This is a genomic window from Methylobacterium sp. 142-1Y, assembly GCF_057747795.1.
On record NZ_CM173224.1, the window covers coordinates 3,390,766 to 3,414,766 of the forward strand.

The 24,001-nt window shown below is 69.4% G+C and carries 23 protein-coding genes; 11 read left to right on the forward strand and 12 right to left on the reverse strand.

The window, feature by feature from the left end:
* Positions 1-99: 99 nt before the first annotated feature.
* Both yidD and AC3AOF_RS15380 read right to left on the reverse strand, forming a co-directional pair.
* Positions 100-417, reverse strand: a complete 318-nt coding sequence (yidD, locus tag AC3AOF_RS15375) for a membrane protein insertion efficiency factor YidD (protein WP_236990022.1) — start codon at positions 415-417, stop codon at positions 100-102.
* Positions 414-860: an iron-sulfur cluster assembly scaffold protein gene (locus tag AC3AOF_RS15380; RefSeq protein WP_236990021.1), complete on the reverse strand. Its 447-nt coding sequence runs from the start codon at positions 858-860 to the stop codon at positions 414-416. Before AC3AOF_RS15380 ends, yidD begins: the two co-directional genes overlap by 4 nt.
* A gap of 252 nt (positions 861-1,112) precedes the next feature.
* Between AC3AOF_RS15380 and folE the strand changes: the two genes are divergently transcribed.
* Positions 1,113-1,772 carry a GTP cyclohydrolase I FolE gene (gene folE, locus AC3AOF_RS15385; RefSeq protein ID WP_236990020.1) on the forward strand — a complete coding sequence of 220 codons (660 nt, stop codon included), beginning with the start codon at positions 1,113-1,115 and terminating at the stop codon, positions 1,770-1,772.
* The gene (gene hisI, locus AC3AOF_RS15390; protein WP_236990019.1) at positions 1,769-2,191 is read left to right on the forward strand and encodes a phosphoribosyl-AMP cyclohydrolase; all 423 of its coding nucleotides are present in this window, start codon (positions 1,769-1,771) and stop codon (positions 2,189-2,191) included. The genes folE and hisI overlap by 4 nt, the downstream gene beginning before the upstream one ends.
* A 200-nt stretch (positions 2,192-2,391) precedes the next feature.
* Here hisI and AC3AOF_RS15395 read toward each other — a convergent pair whose 3' ends face one another.
* From AC3AOF_RS15395 to AC3AOF_RS15405, 3 genes are all read right to left on the reverse strand, one after another.
* Entirely contained in the window at positions 2,392-2,808 is a 417-nt protein-coding gene (locus AC3AOF_RS15395; protein ID WP_236990018.1) for a gamma-glutamylcyclotransferase family protein, read from the reverse strand.
* A gap of 10 nt (positions 2,809-2,818) precedes the next feature.
* On the reverse strand, positions 2,819-4,822 hold the full coding sequence (locus AC3AOF_RS15400) for an acetyl-CoA carboxylase biotin carboxylase subunit (RefSeq protein WP_488345803.1): 2,004 nt from the start codon (positions 4,820-4,822) through the stop codon (positions 2,819-2,821).
* 158 nt (positions 4,823-4,980) lie between these two features.
* Entirely contained in the window at positions 4,981-5,424 is a 444-nt protein-coding gene (locus AC3AOF_RS15405) for a hypothetical protein (protein ID WP_236990016.1), read from the reverse strand.
* A gap of 279 nt (positions 5,425-5,703) precedes the next feature.
* Here AC3AOF_RS15405 and AC3AOF_RS15410 point away from each other — a divergent pair, with 279 nt between their 5' ends.
* Both AC3AOF_RS15410 and AC3AOF_RS15415 read left to right on the forward strand, forming a co-directional pair.
* Positions 5,704-5,943, forward strand: coding sequence for an antitoxin (locus tag AC3AOF_RS15410; RefSeq protein ID WP_236990015.1), 240 nt, complete (start codon positions 5,704-5,706; stop codon positions 5,941-5,943).
* Positions 5,930-6,427, forward strand: coding sequence for a PIN domain-containing protein (locus tag AC3AOF_RS15415; RefSeq protein ID WP_442919265.1), 498 nt, complete (start codon positions 5,930-5,932; stop codon positions 6,425-6,427). Before AC3AOF_RS15410 ends, AC3AOF_RS15415 begins: the two co-directional genes overlap by 14 nt.
* 190 nt (positions 6,428-6,617) lie before the next feature.
* Here the strand turns inward: AC3AOF_RS15415 and AC3AOF_RS15420 are convergent, their stop codons facing one another.
* The 3 genes from AC3AOF_RS15420 to AC3AOF_RS15430 all read right to left on the reverse strand — a co-directional run bounded on the left by AC3AOF_RS15420 (position 6,618) and on the right by AC3AOF_RS15430 (position 8,565).
* Complete coding sequence (locus AC3AOF_RS15420; RefSeq protein ID WP_236990014.1) at positions 6,618-7,067, reverse strand: hypothetical protein; 450 nt, start codon at positions 7,065-7,067, stop codon at positions 6,618-6,620.
* Between the two features lie 183 nt (positions 7,068-7,250).
* Positions 7,251-7,805, reverse strand: a complete 555-nt coding sequence (locus AC3AOF_RS15425) for a DUF1993 domain-containing protein (RefSeq protein ID WP_488345804.1) — start codon at positions 7,803-7,805, stop codon at positions 7,251-7,253.
* A 145-nt stretch (positions 7,806-7,950) separates the two neighbouring features.
* The gene (locus AC3AOF_RS15430) at positions 7,951-8,565 is read right to left on the reverse strand and encodes a L,D-transpeptidase (RefSeq protein ID WP_236990012.1); all 615 of its coding nucleotides are present in this window, start codon (positions 8,563-8,565) and stop codon (positions 7,951-7,953) included.
* Between the two features lie 224 nt (positions 8,566-8,789).
* On the opposite strand from AC3AOF_RS15430, the gene AC3AOF_RS15435 reads away from it, so the two are divergent.
* Positions 8,790-9,719, forward strand: a complete 930-nt coding sequence (locus AC3AOF_RS15435; RefSeq protein ID WP_236990011.1) for a histone deacetylase family protein — start codon at positions 8,790-8,792, stop codon at positions 9,717-9,719.
* A gap of 54 nt (positions 9,720-9,773) precedes the next feature.
* Here the strand turns inward: AC3AOF_RS15435 and ribB are convergent, their stop codons facing one another.
* Both ribB and aroC read right to left on the reverse strand, forming a co-directional pair.
* Entirely contained in the window at positions 9,774-11,090 is a 1,317-nt protein-coding gene (gene ribB / locus AC3AOF_RS15440) for a 3,4-dihydroxy-2-butanone-4-phosphate synthase (protein WP_488345805.1), read from the reverse strand.
* Positions 11,091-11,144: 54 nt separating this feature from the next.
* Positions 11,145-12,254 (reverse strand): chorismate synthase, encoded by a 1,110-nt coding sequence (aroC, locus tag AC3AOF_RS15445; protein WP_236990010.1) that lies wholly within the window; start codon positions 12,252-12,254, stop codon positions 11,145-11,147.
* A 323-nt stretch (positions 12,255-12,577) separates the two neighbouring features.
* On the opposite strand from aroC, the gene AC3AOF_RS15450 reads away from it, so the two are divergent.
* Positions 12,578-16,465, forward strand: coding sequence for a glycosyltransferase (locus AC3AOF_RS15450; protein WP_488345806.1), 3,888 nt, complete (start codon positions 12,578-12,580; stop codon positions 16,463-16,465).
* 298 nt (positions 16,466-16,763) lie between these two features.
* On the opposite strand, the gene AC3AOF_RS15455 is transcribed toward AC3AOF_RS15450, so the two are convergent.
* Positions 16,764-17,216 (reverse strand): hypothetical protein, encoded by a 453-nt coding sequence (locus AC3AOF_RS15455; protein ID WP_236990008.1) that lies wholly within the window; start codon positions 17,214-17,216, stop codon positions 16,764-16,766.
* 276 nt (positions 17,217-17,492) lie between these two features.
* Here AC3AOF_RS15455 and AC3AOF_RS15460 point away from each other — a divergent pair, with 276 nt between their 5' ends.
* The 5 genes from AC3AOF_RS15460 to AC3AOF_RS15480 all read left to right on the forward strand — a co-directional run bounded on the left by AC3AOF_RS15460 (position 17,493) and on the right by AC3AOF_RS15480 (position 21,381).
* A complete protein-coding gene (locus AC3AOF_RS15460) occupies positions 17,493-17,714 on the forward strand; it encodes an eL24 family ribosomal protein (protein ID WP_236990007.1) in 222 nt (73 codons plus the stop codon).
* A gap of 33 nt (positions 17,715-17,747) precedes the next feature.
* Entirely contained in the window at positions 17,748-19,376 is a 1,629-nt protein-coding gene (ffh, locus tag AC3AOF_RS15465) for a signal recognition particle protein (protein ID WP_488345807.1), read from the forward strand.
* Positions 19,377-19,452: 76 nt separating this feature from the next.
* Positions 19,453-19,812 carry a 30S ribosomal protein S16 gene (gene rpsP, locus AC3AOF_RS15470; RefSeq protein ID WP_139034811.1) on the forward strand — a complete coding sequence of 120 codons (360 nt, stop codon included), beginning with the start codon at positions 19,453-19,455 and terminating at the stop codon, positions 19,810-19,812.
* A 7-nt stretch (positions 19,813-19,819) separates the two neighbouring features.
* Positions 19,820-20,515, forward strand: coding sequence for a ribosome maturation factor RimM (rimM, locus tag AC3AOF_RS15475; protein WP_442919264.1), 696 nt, complete (start codon positions 19,820-19,822; stop codon positions 20,513-20,515).
* Positions 20,516-20,742: 227 nt separating this feature from the next.
* Entirely contained in the window at positions 20,743-21,381 is a 639-nt protein-coding gene (locus tag AC3AOF_RS15480; protein ID WP_488345808.1) for a hypothetical protein, read from the forward strand.
* Between the two features lie 3 nt (positions 21,382-21,384).
* Here AC3AOF_RS15480 and AC3AOF_RS15485 read toward each other — a convergent pair whose 3' ends face one another.
* The gene (locus tag AC3AOF_RS15485) at positions 21,385-23,904 is read right to left on the reverse strand and encodes a PBP1A family penicillin-binding protein (protein WP_488345809.1); all 2,520 of its coding nucleotides are present in this window, start codon (positions 23,902-23,904) and stop codon (positions 21,385-21,387) included.
* Positions 23,905-24,001 lie beyond the last annotated feature (97 nt).

Sequence of the window (24,001 nt, forward strand, 5' to 3'; positions counted from 1 at the left end):
ATCCGGCGGGCTTCAGCCACGCACCGGACGCCGCGCCGTATAGCAGCGATGACGGGACATGTCAGACACAGTCCTGCACCTTCGCCCGCGTCTTCGCGCTCAGCCCTCGACGCGCTCGCAGAGCGGCGGCGGCGCGTTGACCCCGCGCCAGCGGGCATAGGCCCAGGGGCGGTGCCAGGCGGCACCAGGAGGCGGGGCGTCCGGCACGAGGTCGATGCCGTGGGTGCCGAACGGGCCGCAGCGGCAGATCCGGGCGAATCCCATCCAGCCGCCGGCCCAGAGGCCGTGGCGCTGGATCGCCTCGTCGGTATAGGCCGAGCAGGACGGCCAGTGCCGGCACTGGCGCCCGACGAGGCCCGACAAGGTCAGCTGGTAGCCGCGGATGGCGAGATGCGCCGCGCGGCGGGTCGGGCTCACGCCGGCACCGCCTCTTTTTGGGCGGCGATCTGGTCGAGGGCGTCCACCACCGCGTCGAAGGTGAGCAGCGTCGAGGCGTGGCGCGCCTTGAAGTCCCGCACCGGCTCCAGCACCGCGAAATCGGCGAACTTCCCCTCCGGGGCCGGCCCGTTCTCCTTCAGCATCCGCCGCACGGTCTCGCGAAGTGCGCGCAGTTCCTCGGCGCTCGCCCCGACCACGTGACGGGCCATCAGCGAGGAGGCGGCCTGGCCGAGCGCGCAGGCCTTCACGTCGTGGGCGAAGTCGGTGACCGTGCCGCCCTCGGCGACGAGATCGACCGTCACGGTCGAGCCGCACAGCTTCGAGTGCTTGGACGCGCTCGCCCCCGGGCGCGGCAGGCGGCCGAGGCGGGGGATGTCCGCCGCGAGGGCGAGGATGCGGGCATTGTAGATGTCGTCGAGCATGGCATTCGTACTTTGGACGAGAGGGGCCGCGGGACGGACGAATCGGACTTGACCGAACCGGTCTGACTTTGGCTTGACGGAAGGATGGGTTCGGACGCGGTGACCTGCTGCGCGCCCGGTGCATTGCGCGCGCCGGACGGATTTCCGATATAGGCACGGTTGCCGGGCGGTGCGAGGCGCGGCCGGATCGGGGCGCATCTTTCGGTCCCGGCATGGCTGCCCGACGGGGGCGGTCTCGATCTTGGAGGCGTGATGGACGCGGTGCTGAAGTCCTTGTCGGTCCGGTCCCCGGAGGCGGCCGACAAGCGCAGCGACGCCCCCCGGCCGGCGCGCGTCACCGAGCGCCCGACCCGCCAGGAGGCCGAAGCCGCCGTGCGCACCCTGCTGCGCTGGGCCGGCGACGATCCGGAGCGCGAGGGCCTGCTCGAGACGCCGCAGCGGGTGGTGAAGGCCTACGAGCAGATTTTTGGGGGCTACCGCCAGGATGCCGACGCCATCCTCGACCGGGTGTTCGAGGAGGTCGAGGGCTATTCCGACATCGTGCTGGTACGCGACATCCCGTTCCACTCCCATTGCGAGCACCACATGGTGCCGTTCATGGGGCATGCCCACATCGCCTATTATCCGCGCCGCGGCGTCGTCGGGCTCTCGAAGCTCGCCCGGGTGGTCGACACCTTCGCGCGCCGGCTCCAAACCCAGGAAACGATGACCGCCCAGATCGCCGAGGTGATCGATTCGGTGCTGCATCCCCGCGGCGTCGCCGTGATGGTGGAGGCCGAGCACCTGTGCATGGCGATGCGCGGCGTGCAGAAATCCGGCGTCTCGACCATCACCACCCAGTTCACCGGCGTCTTCAAGCAGGACCCGACCGAACAGGTCCGCTTCCTCACCCTCGTGCGCGACCGGCGATGAGCGCGCTTCCCGTGTTTGCCCCGCCCGGCGACAAGCGGGCGCTGGAAGAGGGCGAGGTGTTCACCCCGCGCTTCGGGCCCGACGGCCTCATCACGGCGCTCGCGGTCGATGCCGACACGGGCGCGGTGCTGATGCTCGCCCACATGAACGCCGAATCGCTGGCGCGCACGCTTATTACCGGCGAGGTCTGGTACTGGTCGCGCTCGCGGGCCGAGCTCTGGCACAAGGGTGCGACCAGCGGGCAGATCCAGACGCTCGTCGAGATGCGGGTCGATTGCGACCAGGACGCGCTCTTGCTGCGGGTGCGCGTCGGCGGCGACGGCGGTTGCTGCCATACCGGGCGGCGGGACTGCTTTTATCGGGGTGTGGCGTATGATCCCCAGAGCGGGGCGGTGAAGCTGGTTCCCCGCGCCTCGTAGAGCGCATAGATCAACCCTCCCCCCTCTGCGGGGGAGGGTGGCGAGCGGAGCGAGCCGGGAGAGGGGCAGCGCGACGATGCAGGGTATGGCGCCCGTCACCATGGTCGCGACCTCTCCGGAAGCGTGGTTCCCCTCTCCCGCCCCACTCCGTGGGGCACCCTCCCCCGCAGAGGGGGGGAGGGTTCAGGCGTCGCGGGTTTTCACCGCTTCAGCGTCGCCAGCCCCTTGAGGTACATCTCCGGCAACCCGTTCTCCCGGCCCGCCGCGATCACGCCTTCCAGGTAGCCCGGCCGCGGCACCCCACCGTTGCCGCGCCCGAGATACACCAAGGCCCGCCGCACCCCGCCCTCGGTCGAGACCGGTTGCTGCGCCTTGACGTAGAGCCCGCTCGCCACGCCCTCGTAGCGGTCGAGGGCCGGCACGTCGGAGAGCGCCAGATCCCAGAGCACGCCCCAGACCGTCCCGGTGGGCGAACGCTCCACCGAGGCGTAGCCCTCGCGCATGATCACCAGGCGGTGGCGGTTGAGCCGGCCGAGGCCGATGACCCGCGAGGCGGGGCAGCGCCGGGCCATGGCGGCCCGGTCCATGTTGGAGCCGTAGGCGAAGTAGAGCGGCACGACCAACCGGTCAGGCGAATTCGAGGATCACCGCGTCGACTGCCAGGCTGTCGCCCTCCTTGGCCTGGATGGTCTGGACGGTGCCGTCGCGCTCGGCGCGCAGCACATTCTCCATCTTCATCGCCTCGACGATCGCCAGCGGCTCACCCGCCTTCACCTCCTGGCCGGGGGTGACCATGATGCTCTTCACCAGGCCCGGCATCGGGCAGAGCAGCTGCTTGCCCGAACCCGCGACCTCCTTGACCGGCATCAGGGCGGCGAGCTCCGCCTCGCGCTTGGTGTAGACCCGGGCCTCGGCGGCGGCACCCGCATGCTGCAGGAACACGCCGTTGAGGAGGGGGCGGACCTGGATCGCCGCCAGTTCGCCGTCGATGAAGCCGGTCCAGACCGGCTCGCCCGGGAGCCAGTCGCTGTCGACCTGCCACTCGGTCCCGTCGGAGAAGGCGACCGAGACCCCGTCATTGGTGGTCTCGACGATGGCCTCGAACCGCTCGTCCCCGAGCAGCACAACCCGCTCGTGCTCGAAGCGCAGCAGGTACGGCTCGCGCATCTGGCCCGAGATGCCGCGCTTGCGCTCGTTCTGCAGGTGGTCGATCGCGGCGGCGGCGGCCGCCATCCGGCGCGCCACCTCGCCCGCGGGCTTCGGTGCCTCGAACCCGCTCGGGAATTCCTCCGCGATGAAGCCGGTGGAGAGCCGGCCCTCCTGCCAGCGCGGATGGTGCATCAGCGCCGAGAGGAACGGGATGTTGTGGCGGATGCCGTCGATCGCGAAGGCGTCGAGGGCCTGGGCCTGGGACGAGATCGCCTCGTCGCGGGTCGGCGCCCAGGTGACGAGCTTGGCGATCATCGGATCGTAGTGGATCGCGATCTCGCTGCCCTCCTCGACGCCGGTATCGTTGCGCACGATCGCCTCGCCGAACGCGCCCTCCTCCGGCGGCCGGTAGGTGGTGAGCCGGCCGATCGAGGGCAGGAAGTTGCGGGTCGGATCCTCGGCATAGACGCGGCTCTCCACCGCCCAGCCGTTGAGCTTCACGTCGGCTTGCGCGATCGGCAGCTTTTCGCCCGCCGCGACCCGGATCATCAGCTCGACGAGGTCGAGGCCGGTGATCATCTCGGTCACCGGATGCTCGACCTGGAGCCGCGTGTTCATCTCGAGGAAATAGAACGACTTGTCCTGACCGGCGACGAACTCGACGGTGCCGGCGGAATCGTAGTTCACCGCCTTCGCAAGCGCCACGGCCTGCTCGCCCATCTTGCGCCGGGTCGCCTCGTCGAGGAGCGGCGAAGGCGCCTCCTCGATGACCTTCTGGTTGCGACGCTGGATCGAGCACTCACGCTCGCCGAGATAGACGACGTTGCCGTGCTTGTCGCCGATGACCTGGATCTCGATGTGGCGCGGATCGGTGATGAACTTTTCCACGAAGACCCGGTCGTCGCCGAAGGACGAGGCGGCCTCCGAGCGGGCGCGGGCAAAACCCTCCGCCACCTCGCCGGCCGAATGCGCGATGCGCATGCCCTTGCCGCCGCCGCCGGCCGAGGCCTTGATCATGACGGGATAGCCGATCTCGTCGGCGATGGTGACGGCGTGTTCCGGGCTCTCGATCACCCCGAGGAAGCCCGGCACGGTCGAGACCTGGGCGGCGGAGGCCGCCTTCTTCGACTCGATCTTGTCGCCCATGGCGGCGATGGCGCCCGGGTTCGGGCCGATGAACACGATGCCGGCGGCTTCGAGCGCCTTCGGGAAGGCCTCGCGCTCGGACAGGAAGCCGTAGCCGGGATGGACGGCCTGGGCGCCGGTCTGCCGGCAGGCCTCGACGATCTTGTCGATGACGAGGTAGGACTGCGCTGCGGCGGCAGGGCCGATATGGACCGCCTCGTCGGCCATGGCGACGTGGAGCGCGTCGCGGTCGGCGTCGGAATAGACCGCCACCGTCTTGATCCCCATCCGGCGCGCCGTCTTGATGATGCGGCAGGCGATCTCGCCGCGGTTGGCGATCAGGATCTTGTCGAACATCGGAGCGCGCACTCGAGCCTTCAGGGGGAGCCGGACCCGGGTGGATCACACCCAAGCTCACCCCCGTTAAAGCATGGCGCGCGCGCCGCAAAGCCGGCTGTTCTCGGCCAAACGGGCGAAGCCCGTTCTCACGCGGCGCAAAAGGGCGAAGCCCGATCTCACGCAGCAACCGCGTAGGAGATGATCCCCTCGTCCTCGGCGCCGGCCCGGGCCTGGTTGGCCTTGAGCGCGAAGGCGATCAGCACCGGATCGTTGGTCTCGGCCTCGCGCACCACCTCGACGGCGATGCGGGCGCCCGTCGCCGTCGGGCCGCGGCCGCACGCCAGCGAGGCGGCGAGCCAGTGGGCGGTGTCGGCGTCGATGTGCCCGGTCGGGCGCTCGCCCCACACGGCGAAATCCACCACCGAGGCGACCAGCCACTCGCCGAACGCCTCGTCGGCATCGGGCATCGCCCGGTCGAGGCCGAACAGCATGTCGGCCTCCTCCCGGCAGGTCAGCCCGTCGGGCAGCACCGTGCGGTTCAGCTCGCGCACGTCCTCAAGACCGAGGGTGCCGGCGGCGACGATACGGTTGCAGAAGTGTTGCAGCGCAATGGTGATCATCTGTCCCTGCCTCTTTCGGCTTTTGTTGTGCCGGTGCTTGTCCCTGTGTGATGAGGACTATGCAGGTCGGGAGTCCTTCGACAGGTTAACAGCGGGATCTGAATCCCTGTTCAGGTTAAAGCCCGGCAACGGGACGGCGTTGCCAAAGCGTTGCGAGGGCGGAGCGATAGCGGCTGGGGATCGCACGATCATGCGTAGAGGCGCTGAAAGCCAACCGAGTGGCGGGTATATCCTCGGCATATGCCACGTCGCGGTGCCAGCATCGCGAGACCGACGCCAATGCCGCAGCCACGAGAAGTGCAGCTGTTCTGCAACAATCGCAGCCAAGCCGTGCGCATCCCGGCCGAGTTCGCCTTGCCCGGAGATCGGGTCCGCATCAGCCGCGACGGCGACTGCCTGATTCTGGAGCCTATCGGTAAGAAGGATCTTCTGGAAGTTCTGGCGACCCTCGAACCGATCGAGGAGGATTTTCCCGACTTCGACGCGACGCTGCCGCCGTTGGGCAATGATCCGCTATGACCGACCCGCGCGTTCTGCTCGACACGGACATCATCTCCGATCTGGTCCGCCCCCCTCCGGAACCGTCGCCCGGAAGATCGGCCAAGTCGGCAGCCGAGGCATCGCCGCTAGAGCACTTCACGATCGCATTGCAATCGCGAAGTGCTCAAGGTTTTTGATTTTGCCGCATTTTCTGCGACGAACCGGCATCCACTTCGTCGGAAAATGCTCTATCATCATATCTGTGGCCGAACTCCATTACGGCTGCGCGACGCGCGGGTCGGTGCGACTTCTCCGCCAAGTCGAAGCTGTTCTGGAGGCGATCGATGTCGTCCCGTTCGAGCCTCCTGCCGATGTCATATACGGACGAATCCGCGCCGAGCTTGAGACCGCGGCTCGGCCGATCGGGACGAACGATCTGCTCATCGCGGCCCAGGCTCTCGCACTTGCGGTACCGCCGATCTCACCGCCAACGAGGCGGAGTTTCGGCGGGTCCGCTGGCTGACGGTCGAGAACTGAATTTAGTGCGACCGCCTGTCTAAAGCAAAATTTTTCCCTACTCTCAAATTCCCCAAGACCGTCTTACGGCATCAAAATATTGCCACGATCGACGGCCCCGTTGACATCAAGTTTGTCCGAGATCGAAATCTATCCGTCGGCGTTTCAGGCCGTTGCCCTAACGCGTTAATCCGCGGTCACGCCGCCACCGCGAAAGCCAGAATCTCCTCGACCTCGTCCTCGGCGCCGGCCCGGGCCCGGTTGGCCTTGAGCGCGAAGGCGATCAGCACCGGATCGTTGGTCTCAGCCTCGCGCACCACCTCGACGGCGATGCGGGCGCCCGTCGCCGTCGGGCCGCGGCCGCACGCCAGCGAGGCGGCGAGCCAGTGGGCGGTGTCGGCGTCGATGTGCCCGGTCGGGCGCTCGCCCCACACGGCGAAATCCACCACCGAGGCGACCAGCCACTCGCTGAACGCCTCGTCGGCATCGGGCATCGCCCGGTCGAGGCCGAACAGCATGTCGGCCTCCTCCCGGCAGGTCAGCCCGTCGGGCAGCACCGCGCGGTTCAGCTCGCGCACGTCCTCGAGACCGAGGGCGCCGGCGGCGACGATACGGTTGCAGAAGTGTTGCAGCGCAATGGTGATCATCTGTCCCTGCCTCTTTCGGCTTTTGTTGTGCCGGTTCTTGTCCCTGTGTGATGAGGACTATGCAGGTCGGGAGTCCTTCGACAGGTTAACGGCGGGATCTGAATCCCTGTTCAGGTTAAAGCCCGGCAACGGGACGGCGTTGCCGAATGGTTGCGAGGATCGATCAAAAGCGGGCCGCCGCGATCAGGACGCCGTTCCGGGGCGCAGGTAGCCGAACATGTGCGGGACGTAGTCGGTCTTTCCGAGCTGGACGCCCTGGCTGCGAAGGAGGGCGTAGGCGGTCACGAGGTGGAAGTAGAATTGCGGCAGCGCCCAGTCCCGGGCGTAATCGTCCCCCACCATGTCGAAGGTCAGGCCGGGAAGTTCGAGCGTCGCGGCCGAATCCGCACCGGCATCGAGCGCCTGCGGCGCGAGGGCGTCGAGCCGGGCAAGCGTCGCGGCGATGCAGGCTTGCGCCTCCGACAGGGAGCCCGGCCGCTCGCCCGCCTCCCGTCCCTCGCGAGCCAGGTCGTCGAGGGCCTGCGGCAAGGGGCTCGCTCCGGAGCCAGTAGTCGCCTCCTGGGCCTGCAGGCAGGCAAAGCGCACCTGCGACGACGGCGGGAACCTGTCCGGCGCCAGACGCCGGGACATCAGGCCGTCCGCCTCCGCGCCATGATGCGCGCGCGCCTTGTCGAGCCACCCCGAGAGGGCCCGCAGCATCGGCGTGCAGGTGGGGACGAGTTGCCGCGTCAGGGGCATGGATGCTCCTCGGGACGGAGACGGCTTTCCCGAGGCGGCCCGGACGGCACGGTGCCCGGGATGCGACCTGAAGCGCCGCGTCAGGTCGTCGATCGTCGCCGCATCGTCTTTCGACGACCCGGCATCCACGTTGATCGAGAACGCCCTACCGCACGATCACCTTCGCGTCCGCGCCGACCCGGTTGTACAGGTCGACCACGTCGATGTTGCGCATCCGGATGCAGCCCGAGGACGCCGCCTGACCGATCCGCTCCGGCTCGTTGGTGCCGTGGATGCGGTAGAGCGTATCCTTGCCGGTGCCGTCCGCCAGGTAGAGGGCGCGGGCGCCCAGCGGGTTCGCGGGACCGCCCTGCATGGCGTGGACGTGGGGCCAGCGCTTGATCATCTCGGCCGGCGGGTGCCAGTCCGGCCAGGCCGCCTTGCGGAACATCCGCGCCGTGCCGGACCAGCCATAGGCCTCGTCGCCGACGGTGACGCCGTAGCGGATCGCCTTGCGGTCGGGCAGCACGTAATAGAGCTGGCGCTCCTTCGTCTCGACCACGATGGTGCCGGGGGCCTCACCGGTCGGGTCCTCGATCATGTAGCGGGCGAAGCGCCGGTCGATCTCCGGCTCGGGCACCATCGCCATCCACTCCTTGTCCCGGGCCGACAATTCGGGATCGGGGGTGGCGCGGTACAGGCAGCCCGGCAGCGCCAGGAGAATCCCCAGGAGAACGGACCCCGTCAGAACGGTCGAGAGGGCGGGGCGGGGGCGGCGCATCGGGAGAGAACCTTGCAAGGCGGCGGGCGGGTCCGCGAATCAGTCGCCGTCAGAGCCTAAAGCGTGGCGTTAAGCGCGCGAAGCCGGGGACGACGCGCTCCTGCAAGTTGCCGCGCCGGTGTTGCGTCCGGGCCATTGTTGCGTTGGGGGGCCGGCCCTGCCACGGTGGGAGCGGGGACGGCCGGTCACGACACCGGCCGACGGGAACGCTGGACGCGGGCACGATGACGACGCTGTATCTCTGCCATCCGGCCTCCCTCGACCACGCGACGCCGCCGGGCCATCCCGAGCGGGCCGACCGCATCCGGGTGATCGAGCGGGTGCTGGAGGACGAGCGCTTCGCCGCCCTGGTGCGCGAGCAGGCGCCGCTCGCCGACCTCACGGTGGCGGGCCTCGCCCATCCGGAGAACTACGTCGCGGCGATCGCCGGCGCCGCGCCGGACGAGGGGCTGGTCGGCATCGATTCCGACACGGTGATGTCCCCGGGTTCGCTGGAGGCGGCCCGCCGGGCGCTCGGTGCGGCGGTCCGGGCCGTCGACGAGGTGATGGGCGGCCGCGTCGCCAATGCGTTCGCGGCGATGCGCCCGCCCGGCCACCATGCCGAGCGCGAGCGCGCCATGGGCTTCTGCCTGTTCAACACCGCGGCGGTGGCGGCGCGCCACGCGAGGAAGCACCACGGCGCCGCCCGGGTGGCGCTCGTCGACTGGGACGTCCATCACGGCAACGGCTCGCAGGACATCTTCTGGGACGATGCCAGCGTGATGTACGCCTCGACCCACCAGATGCCGCTGTTTCCCGGCACCGGCGCCGCGTCCGAGCGCGGCGAGCACGACACCGTCGTCAACGTGCCGCTGCATGCGGGCGACGACGGCGACACCTTCCGGGAGGCCTTCGCCCACGGCGTGCTGCCGCGCCTCGACGCGTTCCGGCCCGACCTGATCGTGATCTCGGCCGGGTTCGACGCCCATTGGCGCGACCCGCTCGCCAACCTGAAGCTGACGGAAGCCGATTTCGCCTGGGCGACCCGGGAGGTGATGGGCATCGCCGACCGCCGCTGCGGCGGCCGGGTGGTGTCGCTGCTGGAGGGCGGCTACGACCTCATCGGTTTGTCGAAGTCGGTCGCTGCCCATGTCGAGACGCTGATGGGGCATTGACGCCCGCGCCGTGCGGTGAACGGATCGCCGTCCGCCGCACGAGGCCGGGGCGCCCTACCCCTCCGGCGGCTCGTCGGCGACGATCTCGATGCCGAAGCCCGACAGGCCGACATAGGAGCGCGCCGCGCTCGAGATGTTGCGGATCGAGACGACGCCGAGATCGCGCAGGATCTGGGCGCCCAGACCCACCTCGCGCCACTGACGGACGCGGGCGGCTTCCGGCCCGTCCTCGCCGGCGCCGTCGGGCAGTTGCGACAGCGGCACGCCGGCGGTGCCGTCGCGCAGGTAGACGAGCACGCCGCGGCCTTCCTGTGCGAAGCGGCGCATCACCGCCTCGATGGTGCGGCCGCCCTCGATCACGTCCGCCACCACGTTTGAGCGGTGCAGCCGCACCAGCACGTCGCGGCCCTCACCGATGCGGCCATGCACGAAGGCGAATTGCTGCATCGGCTCGAACGGCGTGGTGTAGGCGTAGCCGGTCATCTCGCCCCACTCGGTCTTGACCGGGAAGGTGCCGACCCGCTCCACCAGCTTCTCGCGCGCCTGGCGGTAGGAGATCAGCTCGGCGACCGAGATCTGCTTGAGGCCGTGCTTCTCGGCGAAGGCCGTGATCTGCGGCCCCTTCATCACGGTGCCGTCGTCGTTGGCGAGCTCGCAGATCACGCCCACCGGCGGCAGCTTCGCCAGCCGGCACAGGTCGACGGCGGCCTCGGTATGGCCGGAGCGCATCAGCACGCCGCCATCCTTGGCGATCAGCGGGAAGACGTGGCCGGGGCGCACGAAATCGGTGGCGCCCATGTTGCCGTTGGCCAGCGCCCGCGCGGTGTTGCAGCGCTGCTCGGCCGAGATGCCGGTGGTCAACCCATGCTTGACGTCGACCGTGACCGTGAAGGCGGTGCCGAGCGGGGCATCGTTCGAGGCGACCATCGGCTCGAGGCGCAGGCGCTTGGCTTCCGCAGCGGTGATCGGTGCGCAGACGATGCCGCAGGTGTTGCGGATGATGAACGCCATCTTCTCCGGCGTGCAGAGCGAGGCGGCGACGACGAGGTCGCCCTCGTTCTCGCGGTCGTCGTCGTCGGTCACGACCACGATCTCGCCGCGGGCGAAGGCGTCGAGGGCCTCGATGATGGATGCGTGGGTCACGGGCATCTCCTGTCCGAGGGCAGTGAGCCCCAAAAGCTCTGCCCCCAAGAAGTCGTTGGGGGTGACGGCGCCGCCGGTCACGCGCGCCACGGCCGCCGCCGTCTCCCGCGAGAGCCAGGGCTCGCGGTTGTTGCACAGGCCGGTCACCGCCGCCGGCGAGAGCCCGCAGCGCCGCGCGAAGTCGAGGCGGGTCACGCCCTGCTGTCGGAGCCAGTCGCCGAGTTTCACGCTCCCGTCATAGCCTGCCGGCGGTTTCAGTCAAACTGAAACGACCGTCCCCCTTCACGGAGACTGAATGCCCTCTCCGATTTGCCCGCGGTGGCGCAGCCAGTGGTCGGCGAGCACGCAGGCCATCATCGCCTCGCCCACCGGCACCGCCCGGATGCCGACGCAGGGGTCGTGGCGGCCCTTGGTCAGCACGTCAACCGGGCGGTTGTCGCGGCTGACGCTCGCCCGCGGGGTCAGGATCGAGGAGGTCGGCTTGACGGCGAAGCGGCAGACCAGCGGCTGGCCGGTCGAGATGCCGCCGAGCACGCCGCCGGCATGGTTGGCGAGGAAGATCGGGCGCCCATCGTTCCCCGGCCGCATCTCGTCGGCATTCTCCTCGCCGCGCAAGGCCGCCGCCGCGAAGCCGTCGCCGATCTCAACGCCCTTGACGGCGTTGATCGACATCATGGCGGCGGCGAGGTCCGCGTCGAGCTTGCCGTAGACCGGGGCACCGAGGCCGACGGGCACGCCCTCGGCCACCACCTCGATCACCGCCCCGACCGACGAGCCCGCCTTGCGGATGCCGTCGAGGTAGTCCGCCCATTGGCCTGCGGCGACTGCGTCCGGGCAGAAGAACGGGTTGTTGTGGACCTCGTCCCAGTCGAAGCGGGCGCGGTCGATCGCGTGCGGGCCGATCTGCACCAGGGCGCCGCGGATCGTCACCCCGGGCAGCACCTTGCGGGCCACCGCGCCCGCCGCCACCCGGGCGGCGGTCTCCCGGGCCGAGGAGCGGCCGCCGCCGCGATAGTCGCGGATGCCGTACTTGGCGTCGTAGGCGTAATCGGCGTGGCCGGGCCGGTAGCTGTCGCGGATCTCCGAGTAATCCTTGGAGCGCTGGTCGACGTTCTCGATCATGAGCGCGATCGGCGTGCCGGTGGTGAGCTGGCGCCCGTCGGTGCGGTCGTCGGCGAAGACGCCCGAGAGGATGCGGACCTGGTCCGGCTCCTGGCGCTGGGTGGTGAAGCGCGACTGGCCCGGCCGGCGCCGGTCGAGCTCGGCCTGGATCTCCGCCGCCTCGAGCGGAATCAGCGGCGGGCAGCCATCGACGACGCAGCCGAGGGCCGGGCCGTGGCTCTCGCCGAAGGTGGTGACGCGGAAGAGGTGACCGAAGCTGTTATGCGACATGGCGGCTACGAGCGATGATCCGGCCGCTCTAGAGCATTTTGCGCCGGACGGGAAATGGTCTCCCGCATCGACCGGCCCGGCATCGGCCTCGAGCCGGTGCCCCGGTTCGGCCCGGCCGCCCGTGCTCGACGCCGCCTGGTGGCTTGACATCATCGCGGCCCGGCTCGTACATCCTCTCGCTTTTTGCAGTGCGGCAGAAATATTGCTTCAGGGGATCCAAGCATGAACTGGATGAACTAGCGATATTATTTCGAGCCTGGCCTCACCAGGACAGTGATTTTCATGAGAAACTTTTGAAACGATCGGCAAGAGCGGGGAGCGAGATGAATTTTTTCAAGCTATCACGACGCGGCGCGCGCAAGAAGGACGCAGCGCTCGACATCAGGTTTTATCGTGATTATTATGCCGACTTGAACAATGCTACGGATGACGAGATCGTCCGGCATTGGAACGAGTTCGGGCGGGTCGAGGGCCGTTTCGGGAACGAAGCCCAGGCCCGCGCTGCCGCCGCAGCCAGCAGCGGGCTTCCGAAAGATTTCGACGTCCACACGTATCTGCGGCTGAACCCGGACGTCGCCGCCGCGATCAAGTGGGATTTCCAAGCGGTCTTCCATTACGTCGACCATGGCAGGGCGGAGCGCCGGCCCTACGCCAGTGCGCAGCTCGCCGCGGCGTCGGGCGTCGCGGGGAACGGCCTTCCCCGTAGTTTCAACCTCGCAAGCTACATCGTCTACAATCCCGACATCGCGCGGGTGATCCCGTCGACGGCCGGGCGCCTGAAGCACTACTTCGATCACGGCCGTGCCGAAGGCCGCAACGGCACACCGCCCCACTACGACGCGGCCTTCGTTTCGCAACTGTACGGCATCAGAGTTCCGCAAGGGCTAGAGCCCGAGGAGGCGGTCGCTACCGTCAAGCAGCGCTTGCGCCCGGATGATGATCAGCTCGTCTATTTCAGCGAAGAGGAGATCGCCCGCTTTCACGGCATCAATATTCCGTATTTCTCTCGATATTTCGATCATGATTATTATCGGTACAAATATCTTAGAGATACCAGAAAATTCTTCAATCGGGCCGAATGCATTCGGCATTTCTGTGAGACCGGTCAGCACGAACAATTTGACATCTCGCTCGACGGCGCCTTCGACGACGCGTTCTTCCGCGCCGAGTACGAAGCCGACGGCTCCTCCATCGAATCAGCGCGGCAGGAGCGCTACCGGCGCTGGTTGAGGAGTGACGCGGACGAACCGCGCTGGCCGAACCTGAGGGCGCTCGTGCAGGCGACCGAGGGGGCAAAGCTGCCGCGCGCGGTCGAGGCCGCAGTCGCGACCCACATGGAGCAGGGGGCGGATCAGGCCGAGCCGGTCAAGCCGAGCCGGATCGTAAAGAATCTGCTCGCCTGGGCGCTGGACCTGAACGATCCCTCGGTCGCCGGCTTTATCGTCGACGTGGCTGACGCGCGCGCGATTGAGGGTAAGAATGTCGAGGCCGCCGAACTGTATGCGCGCGCGCTGGTCTACGCGCCTGGGCACCCCCGCGCCCTCAACCATCGGGCTGACCTGCTCCAGCGCGGCGGCAATCTCGTCCTGGCGACCAGCCTGCGCCGGCACATCGTCGCGCTCGATGCCGGCAACGAGTGGACCTTCCGCCACTTGGCCCAAGGCCAGCTGGAGCTCGGCGAGCCGAAGGCCGCGGAGCGCACCATGGCGGCGGGCGTGAAAAAGTATCCGGGCGATGTCGGCCTTCGTCGTCGGCTGCGCGAGATCCAGGAAAAATTCTTCTACGACGTCTGGGAGAAGAGCGCGGACGTCGCCCTGCGCGCGGGCTACGGCGAGGCACGCACGCGCGTGACCGAGGCCGCGCGGCGCCTCGCACGGGACGAGGAGCGGCCGGTGGTGGGCGCGAGCCCCGTCCGCCGCGTCGCCGTCTACGCCAATTGCGACCTGGCGCAATGCCGCTTCTACCGGGTCGACCAGCGGGCAGAGCAGCTCGCGGCGGCCGGCTACGAGGTCACGGTCTACGATTATACCAAGAATCATGACAAGTATATATCCGATCTCATGCAGATCGACTATACGATATTCTACCGAGTTCCTGCATTTCCCAACGTCATCGATGCCATCTCCAAGACGGCAGAACTCGGCATCGTGACGATCTACGACATCGACGACCTGGTATTCGACTCGGATTATTTTCCGCCAGGGCTCGAAACCTATGCCGGCCTGATCGACGCCCGTCAGCACGCTTCGATGGCCTGCGGCGTCAGTCTGTTCGCCGAGGCCGCCGCCTTGTGCGATTACGGCATGGCCTCGACACCGAGCCTCGCCCGGCACCTCGAGCGCCGGGTCCGGACCGGCACGGTGTTCCACCAGCCGAACGCCCTGAGCAGCCCGCATGTCGTCAGCATGCAGGGACAGGCGCAAGGGCAGGGGACCACGGCCCGGGACGTCGTCACGATCTTCTACGGCTCGGGCACCAAGGCCCACAAGCTCGACTTCGAGCAGCTGATCGAGCCGGCGCTGGCGCGCCTGTTCGAGACCCATGGGGCCCGGATCCGCGTCGTGGTGATCGGCGACGTGACGGTCTCGGACCTGCTGCGCCCCTGGGCCGAGTACATCATCGTCTCGCGGCCGATCGCCAATGTCGGATCGTACTGGGACCTCCTGCGCGAGGCCGACATCAACATCTCGGTGCTGGTGCCGGACGCGTTCAACGACTGCAAGAGCGAGATCAAGTGGATGGAGGCCGCGATGTTCGGCATTCCGTCCGTGGTGAGCGCCACGCAGACGCATCGCGAGGTGATCGTCGAGGGCGAGACCGGCTTCCTGTGCGAATCGAGCGCGGCGTTCCACGCCGCCCTCGACCGCCTGGTCCGCTCACCGGACGACAGGCGGCGGATAGGCGAGGCGGCCCGGCAGGTCGTGCTCGACCGCTACGGGATGGAGCGCCAGGCGCGGGAGCTGACCGGGACCATCGAGCGGTCGACGGCGCGCCAGCTCGCCCCGCGCAGGAAGCTCGTGATCGTCAACGTGTTCTACCCGCCGCAGGCCATCGGCGGCGCGACCCGGGTGGTCTACGACAACGTCCGCTCGCTCAAGCGGATCCTCGGGCCCGAGTGGCAGATCGACGTGATCTGCACCCTCGAGGGCGGGCCGACGCCCTACGCCCTCGACTGGTACGTGCGCGACGGCGTGCGGGTGTTCTGCATCACCGCCGCCAATCGCCCCGACATCGACAGCCTCGTCGAGGATCCCGAGATGGAGCGCGTCTTCGACCGCGTCCTCGACCGGATCGACCCCGACCTGATCCACTTCCACTGCATCCAGCGGCTGACCACGAGCTGCGTCACCGCGGCGATCCGGCGCCGCATCCCCTACCTGATCACGATGCACGACGGCTGGTGGATCTCGCCGCACCAGTTCCTGATCGACGGCAACCGGAGGGTCGTGACCTACGACTTCACCGGCAAGGCCCCGCTCGACACCTACATGAGCGAGGATTACGTCCGGGCCCGGACCCTGCTGCGCTGCATCAGGAGCGCCGAGCGCGTCCTGACCGTGTCGCAGCCGTTCGGCGACCTGTGCCGGCGCGTCGGCCTCGACCGGATCGAGGTGGTCGAGAACGGCGTGTCGCGCCTGCCCGAGGTCGTCCGGACCGAGAGCCCGACCGGCCGGGTCCGCCTCGGCTTCATCGGGGGCCTCGCCGACCACAAGGGCTACGGCCTGATCCGCAACGTGATCCGCAACGAGCCGTTCCGGAACCTGAGCCTGCTGCTGATCGACCACGCCATGCACCCGAACGAGCGGGTGACGGAGGAATGGGGCAGCGTGCCCGTCGAGATCAGGGGCAAGTTCCCGCAATCGAGCGTCGGCGGCCTCTACGCCCATATCGACGTGCTGCTCGCGCCGTCGGTCTGGCCGGAGAGCTACGGCCTGGTGACCCGCGAGGCGATCGCCGCGGGCTGCTGGGTCGTCGCGTCCGACCGGGGCGCGGTGGCCGATTGCGTGGTCGAAGGCCGCAACGGCTACGTCGTCGACGTGGCGGACGAGACCGGCCTCCTCACGGCGCTCCGCTCCATCGACGACAACCCGGCGATCCACCTGCGCTCGCCCGATCACAGCGCCTCGATCCGCAAGGCGGACCAGCAGGCGGAGGAGCTCGCGGTCATCTACGGCGAGGTCGTCGAGGCCGACCGGGCGAAGCGGGCCTGATCCCGCGAGCCTCGGCGCCGACCGCCCTCCCCCCGGGGACGGCGGCCGGGGGTTTTCGCGTCCGAGCATGACACCCGGAAAGACGAAACGCCCCGGCATCGATCCGTCGATGCCGGGGCGTTTCGTCTTGTGCAAGAGGCTCGGGGTAATACCAACGGTCGTTGGAAACGACCTTTGGTTCCGTTCTCGAATTTTCGCCAAGCCTCTGGCTTGAAATCGAAAATTCGAGTTGGATCAATGGCCCGATGCGTCAGCATCCTGGGCCATTGGTATAAGGTCTCCCGACTCCGGGATCTTATCAGCGCCGCGGCTGGAACAGCGGCTGGGCCAGGGCCTCGGCCCGGGCCATCCACAGGTCGCGCTCGGCGCGCAGTTCCTCGGCCCGGTCGACCTCCTGCTGCACGTGGGTGCGCAATGCGCGCAGCTCGTCGGCGAGCATCGCCTGCAGCTCGTCGTAGCGGCCGTGCTCCTGCCTCAGCCGCGCCTTGAGCATCATGTTCTCGGCCATCAGCGCGGCGAGATCGTCCTGCTCGGCAACAGGCGCCGCCGCAGGAGCCTCGGGCGCCGCCGGCTCGCTCGGGACGACGATGCGCGGCTCCCAAGCCGGCGAGGCCTCGGCCGGCCGGCGCGGTGCGGCGCGCGCCTGGTCGGCGGCGTCGATCCGCGACAGGGTCGCGAGCCAGTCCTGAAGCGGGCCGGAGGGCTGCCGCGCCGCGGCGGGGGTCTGCGTCTTCAAGGCGGGATCGGACACGCCGCATCTCCTGGAAATCTTGAGGACCAGTTAACCTCCCGCATGGTTAAGAACCGGTAAATGCGCCCTCGATCCGGGCGGACCTGGTTTCGGACGTTGACATCGCGGGCGCAGGAGGCTAGGCCCCGGCCTCTCAAGACGAGGTCTCGTCTCGACGCCGACCGGCCCGTGAGGCCGGAGGTCAACGCCCGACAGCGCGATGCGCCCTCGGGCGCGACTTGCGTTGGGCGAATCCTCGGGATCGGCCGCCTCACCGGGCGGCCCGCAGGAGACCGGATGACCAGGACCGACCCTACGCCGTTGCGCATCGAGGACGCGGTGAACGAGCTCTGCCCCTGGTCGGGCAAGCCGATCGCGGCCGACTCGCTGACGCTCTACAACGGCGCGGTCGTCGGCTTCTGCAATCCCGGTTGCCGCGACAAGTTCGAGCGGGCGCTGAGCCACTTCGAGGGCGCCCTCCAGGCCCGGCGCGCCGCCTCCGCGGGCCTGCAAGAATGACCTCGGACGAATAATCCCCGGAGACTGACGCGCATGTTCGAAGGCCTCTCCGACCGCCTCTCCGGCATCCTGTCCGGGCTGACCCGCCGCGGCGCCCTGACCGAGGCCGACGTGACCGCCGCCCTGCGCGAGGTGCGCCGCGCCCTGCTGGAAGCGGACGTCGCCCTCGAGGTCGTGCGCTCCTTCACCGAGAAGGTGCGCGAGCAGGCGGTCGGCGCCGTCGTGCTGAAGTCGGTGACGCCCGGCCAGATGGTCGTGAAGATCGTCAACGACCAGCTCGTGGCGATGCTGGGCGGCGAGGCCGGAATCATCGACCTCAACGCGCCGGCCCCCGTCGGCATCCTGATGGTCGGCCTGCAGGGCTCGGGCAAGACCACCACCACGGCCAAGATCGCCCGGCGCCTGACCCAGCGCGACAAGCGCCGGGTGCTGCTCGCCTCCCTCGACACCCGCCGCCCGGCGGCGATGGAGCAGCTCGCGATTCTGGCGAAACAGGTCGGCGTCGAGTCGCTGCCGATCGTCGCCGGCCAATCGGCGGTGCAGATCGCCAAGCGCGCCATGGAAGCGGCCCGCTTGGGCGGCTTCGACGTGGTGATGCTCGACACCGCCGGCCGCGTCACCCTCGACGAGGCGCTGATGCAGGAGGCCGCCGACGTCAAGGCGGCCACCAACCCGCACGAGGTGCTGCTCGTCGCCGACGCGCTGACCGGCCAGGACGCGGTCAACACGGCGCGTGCCTTCGACGGGCGCCTCGGCGTCACCGGCATCGTGCTGACCCGCATGGACGGCGATTCCCGCGGCGGCGCGGCTTTGTCGATGCGGGCGGTCACCGGCAAGCCGATCAAGCTCGTCGGCACCGGCGAGAAGGTCGATGCGCTGGAGGAGTTCCATCCGGCCCGCGTCGCCAACCGCATCCTCGGCATGGGCGACATCGTCTCGCTCGTCGAGAAGGCGGCCGAGACCATCGACCAGGAGCAGGCCCTTCGCGTCGCCGAGAAGATGCGCAAGGGCAAGTTCGACCTCGACGACCTGTCGATGCAGCTCGCCCAGATGGAGAAGATGGGCGGCATCGGCGGCCTGATTGGCATGCTGCCCGGCATGGGCCAGATCAAGAAGCAGGTCGAGGGTGCCAACCTCGACGAGAAGATGTTCAAGCGCCAGCGCGCCATCATCTCGTCGATGACCCCCGAGGAGCGCCGCAACCCGGACGTGCTCAAGGCCTCGCGCAAGAAGCGCGTGGCGAAGGGCGCCGGCGTCGACGTCTCGGAGATCAACAAGCTCCTCAAGATGCACCGCACCATGGCCGACATGATGAAGGCCATGGGCTCGGGCAAGCGCGGCATCGGCCAGGCACTCGGCAGCATGTTCGGCCTCGGCGGCGGTGGCATGGGGGGCATGGGTGGATTGGGCAAGATGATGGGCGGCATGCCCCAGCCCACGCCCGAAATGCTCGCCGAGCTGCAGAAATCCCTGCCGCCCGGCACCTCCCTTCCGCCGATGCCCCCGGGCCTCGGCGGTCCCAAGGCGCCCGGCCCCGCCGGCAAGCTGCCGGCAGGCCCTGCCGGTAAGGCGCCCCCCGCCGCTCCCGGCCTGCCGGGCTTGGGCGGCAAGCTCCCCGGCCTGCCCGGCCTCGGCGGCCTCCCCTTCGGCAAGAAGAAGTAGGCGGTCCGGGATCCGTCAGGATCCCCCCGTCCGCATCGTCGAACAACCCTCGAACCTCAAGCACAGGAAGAGACCCATGTCCCTTAAGATCCGCCTCACCCGTGGCGGCGCCAAGAAGCGCCCGTACTACCGCATCGTCGTCGCCGACGCCCGCGCTCCCCGCGACGGCCGCTTCATCGAGAAGGTCGGCGCCTACGACCCGATGAAGCCGAAGGACGATCCGGCCCGCGTCATCCTCGAGACCGAGAAGGTCCAGGCCTGGCTCGCCAAGGGCGCCCAGCCGACCGACCGCGTCCTGCGCTTCCTCGACGCCGCCGGCCTCGCCAAGCGCCCGACCCGCAACAACCCGCAGAAGGCCGAGCCCGGCACCAAGTCCAAGGAGCGCGCCGCCGCCCGCGCCGAGAAGGCCGGCGCCGCCGCCGACTCGGCCGAGTAAGCGCCTCGTGGCGCGCCGCCCCGACGCCCGTCCTCCACGCGGCAAGACCCCTTCGGGTCCGGCCCCTGGGGGCTCCGATCCGCGCCGGGGCGCAGGCGCGCCCGCGCCGCTTCGCGGCAAGCCAGCGCCCGCGCGCACCGAGACCGGGATCGCCACCGATCCCGGCTTCGTGCTGCTCGGCGAATTCGGTCGCGCCCACGGTCTCAACGGCGAGGTGCGGCTGAAATCCTACACCGCCGACCCGACGGCGATCGGGTCGTACGGCCCGCTCACCGGGGCCGACGGCCGCCTCATCGAGATCGCGTCCTTACGCTCCGCCGCAGGCACCGGCGACATCCTGATCGCCCGGGTCGTGGGGGTCTCCGGGCGCACCGGCGCCGAGGGCCTGAATCGCCTCGCCCTCTACGTCGCGCGGGACCGCCTCGGCGCGCCCGAGGAGGAGGACGAGTTCTTCGCCGCCGACCTCGTCGGGCTGGCGGTGGTCGACTGCCACGGCGACCCCGTCGGCACGGTGCGGGCGGTGCCCAATTTCGGTGGCGGCGACCTCCTGGAGATCGCCCCGGCCACCGGCGGCAGCCCGGCCCTCCTGCCCTTCACCAAGGCTTTCGTGCCGGAGATCGACATCGCCGGCCGGCGCGTCGTCGTCGATCCGCCGGAGGACCTGTTCGCCCCGGCCGCGCCGCGGGATCCGGACGACGCCTGAGGGTCGAGCAGTCTCCCCCAGCCGGTGATCGAGCGCACGAAGTATCCCACCCTCCACCTCATCCTGAGGTGGAGGGTAGGATTTTTCTCACGGGCTTTCGGGTGCCGGGAGTCGCCCTCTTCGAACAGGCTTTCAGTCTGAAAGCACTCTTGCCGTGTCGACAGGCCCCAAGTGTCGGGCACCGTCATGGCCTCTCTCCACCGTCGCAAATATTGTCAGGAGAAGCGGTGATCCTGGCCGCCCGAGAGGCGAATCCACCATCCCTCCCCAGCTCGAATCGGCTAAAGCGTCCCCGTTTCCCTTGGACGCGACCGGTGACGACGATGCTGAGATCTGCCCTGCTGGCGTCCTGCCTGGCCTGGAGCGGTGCCGCCCTGGCCACCGAGGTGAAGCTGCCCGGCAAGGCGGCGATCGGCCCCGAGAGCCGTGAGATCGCGGTGACGTTCAGTTGCACCCCATCGCGGTCGCGTACCGAGACCGGAAGCCTGGGTCTCGGCTTCGACATCCCGAATTTCGAGGCCCTGGAGAAGCGCTTCGACTTCGGCGCCTTCGAGGGTCCCACGGGCACCCGCAAGCCGCTGACCGAGATCACTGTCGCGCAAAGCGTGCGCCTGTCGGCGAATGGCTCCATCGCGATCGACGGCACGTCCTTCACGCTCGGGACCGGCGCGTCCCTAAGTGGTGAAGCGGCCGAGCTGAAGCGGGTCAGGGCGGTCGCCGCTTCCGTCGGCGCCGGACCGGGAACCTTGCGCTGGCGCCAGGAGAGCCCGCGCAAGGGCGACGACCCGATCGTGGTCACGGTGCCGATCAGCACATCGGACGCCGACCGGCTCAAGGCGGCGCTGGCGCCCTGCCTGAAAGGCTGAGAACTACCGCCGCCAGATCCCGATCCGGTTCGAGCGCGCCTGCTCCTCTGCGGCGAGCAGGTCCGGCGTGGCATCGGCGCTGGCGCGGCCGCCGCCGTTGAACAGGATCAGCTCGGACAGGTCCTTCCCGTCGAGGGAGCAGCGATAGGCGCTACCCTCCCCCGCCGGTGCGCAGGCGACGTCGCGCCGGCGCAGGTAGCGGCCGAGCTCGCGGGCGTTGCGGCCGGACAGGCCGTCGACCCCGACGAGCCGCACCGTGCGCCCGTCGAAATCGAGGGTGCCGGTATCGACCACCGCCGGGCTGCCCCGCAGCACCGCGCGACCCACGGGATCGCGATCGTTCAGGGTCCGGGGATCGGCATCCGGCTCGGCGATGCTCGCCGTCTCCGGCCGCGGCGCCGGGGCGGCACGCGCCTCGGGCTTGCCGGTCTCATTCTTGCCGGTCTCGACCTTGCCCGCCTTGGCCCGGGCCGCCAGCGCCTGGGTGACGAAATCGTGCCAGATCAGGGCCGGCATGTCGCCGCCGGTGACGCCGGCCATCGGCGAATTGTCGTCGTTGCCGAGCCAGACGCCCACCACCAGGTCGCCGGCAAAGCCGACGAACCAGGCGTCGCGGCTGTCCTGGGTGGTGCCGGTCTTGCCCCCGGCCGGGATCGACACCCGGGCGTTCTTGCCAGTTCCCTCCCGCACCACGGCGCTGAGCAGATCGAGCATCGCGGTGCGCGCCGCCTGGTCGCGGGCGGGCGTCGGCGGGGTCTGCGGCCTGTTATACAGCGTCTGGTCGCGGGCGAGGATCTGGCGGACCATGTAGGGCTCGATGCTCTCGGCGCCCGCCGCCACCGCGGCGTAGGCGCGGGTCATCTCCAGCAAGGTCGTCTCGGCCGAGCCGAGGGCGAGGCTCGGCAGGTTCGGCAGGTCCGAGGTGACGCCGAGGCCGCGGGCCGTCTCGATCACCGCCGGCATCCCGACCGCCTCGGCGAGCTGCACCGCCACGGTGTTGATCGAATGGGCGAAGGCGGTGCGCAGGGTGACCGCGCCACGGTAGCGCCCGCCGTAATTCTCCGGCTCCCATTCGCCGATCTGGGTCGGCCGGTCCATCATCGTCGAATCCGGCCGGTAGCCCTGGCGCATCGCCGTCAGGTAGACGAACAGCTTGAACAGCGAGCCCGGCTGGCGCTTGGCCTGGGTGACGCGGTTGAACTGGCTGTCGGCATAGTCGCGCCCGCCCACCATCGCCAGGATCGCCCCGTCGGTCGACATCGCCACCAGCGCGCCTTGCGAGACCTTGCGGCGCTCGCCGTCCTGGTCGAGGCGGCGGGCGAGCACGCTCTCGGCGATGTTCTGGAGCGTCAGGTCGAGGGTGGTGCGGACCGTCGCGTCCGCCGGCCCGGCGCCGATCAGCCCGCGGACCGACTCGGCGACGCCGTCGACGAAGTAGTTGGTGCCGACCGGCGTCTCCGTCGGCACCCGGACGGTGGCGGGGGCGCGCTTGGCCGCGTCGGCCTCTGCCTTCGTGGCCGCGCCGGTCTCCACCATGGCGTCGAGCACCTGGGCGGCGCGGCCCCGCGCCCCGTCGAGGTTGCGGTGGGGGGCGAGCTGCGAGGGCGCCCGCACCAAGCCCGCCAGCATGGCCGCCTCGCTGAGCGTCAAATCCTTGGCCGGCTTGCCGAAATAGCGCTGCGAGGCCGCATCGGCGCCGTAGACGCCGGCGCCGAAATAGGCGGCGTTGAGATAGCGGGTGAGGATCTCGTCCTTCGGCAGCTGCGATTCCAGCCACAGGGCCAGGACCGCCTCCTGCACCTTCCGCTTCAAGGTACGGTCCTGCGACAGGTAGCTCATCCGCACGAGCTGCTGCGTCAGGGTCGAGCCGCCCTCGCGGGTACCGCCGGCGGCAGCGTTGCGGAAGGCCGCCCGCACCAGCCCGCGCAGGTCGATGCCGTGATGCTCGTAGAAGCGGCGATCCTCGATCGCCACGATCGCCTTGGCGAGGACCGGCGGCACCTCCTTGGGCGACAGCTTCGCCCCCTTGATGACGCCGCGGGTGGCGAAGGCCTGCCCGTCGGCGGCCTTGACCACCAGGGCGGAAGCAGTGGGCTCGACCGTGAGCCCGCCATTCACCGGCAGGGTCGCAAGCGCATAGACCGTATAGGCGAGGACGAGGCCGACCGCGAGCGCGGCGGTGCCCGCCGTCAGTCGCAGCCACGGCACGCGCCGGGCGACGGCGGCCACCGGCTTCCAGGCCGCCGCCGTGGCGGCGGTGGCGCGGCGGGTGGCGGGATGGTCGGCGAAGCGACCGGCGCCCGCCCGCACCGTCGAGAAGCCCGAGCGTGCGGCCGGCCCGATGCGGGCGCCGAATCCTGCAACAGCACGGGAGAATCCCGCGAACCGGCCCTCGGACCGGCTCCCGGGCTTCGCTCCCGCAGGCTGCCCTCCCGACTGAGCGGCCGGCTTGGCCGCCCCTCCGAGGTCGAGCCAGTCGCGGTTGCGTCCATCGGATCCGGGTTCGGGCGACCGCTCAGTCAAGGCTCAGCATCCGACCTGAGCAGGATTCGCAAAAGCGGTCGCCGGTCATGCGAATCCTGCGAGAAAACCAAGGGTCTCAACGGATCGGCGTCGGTCC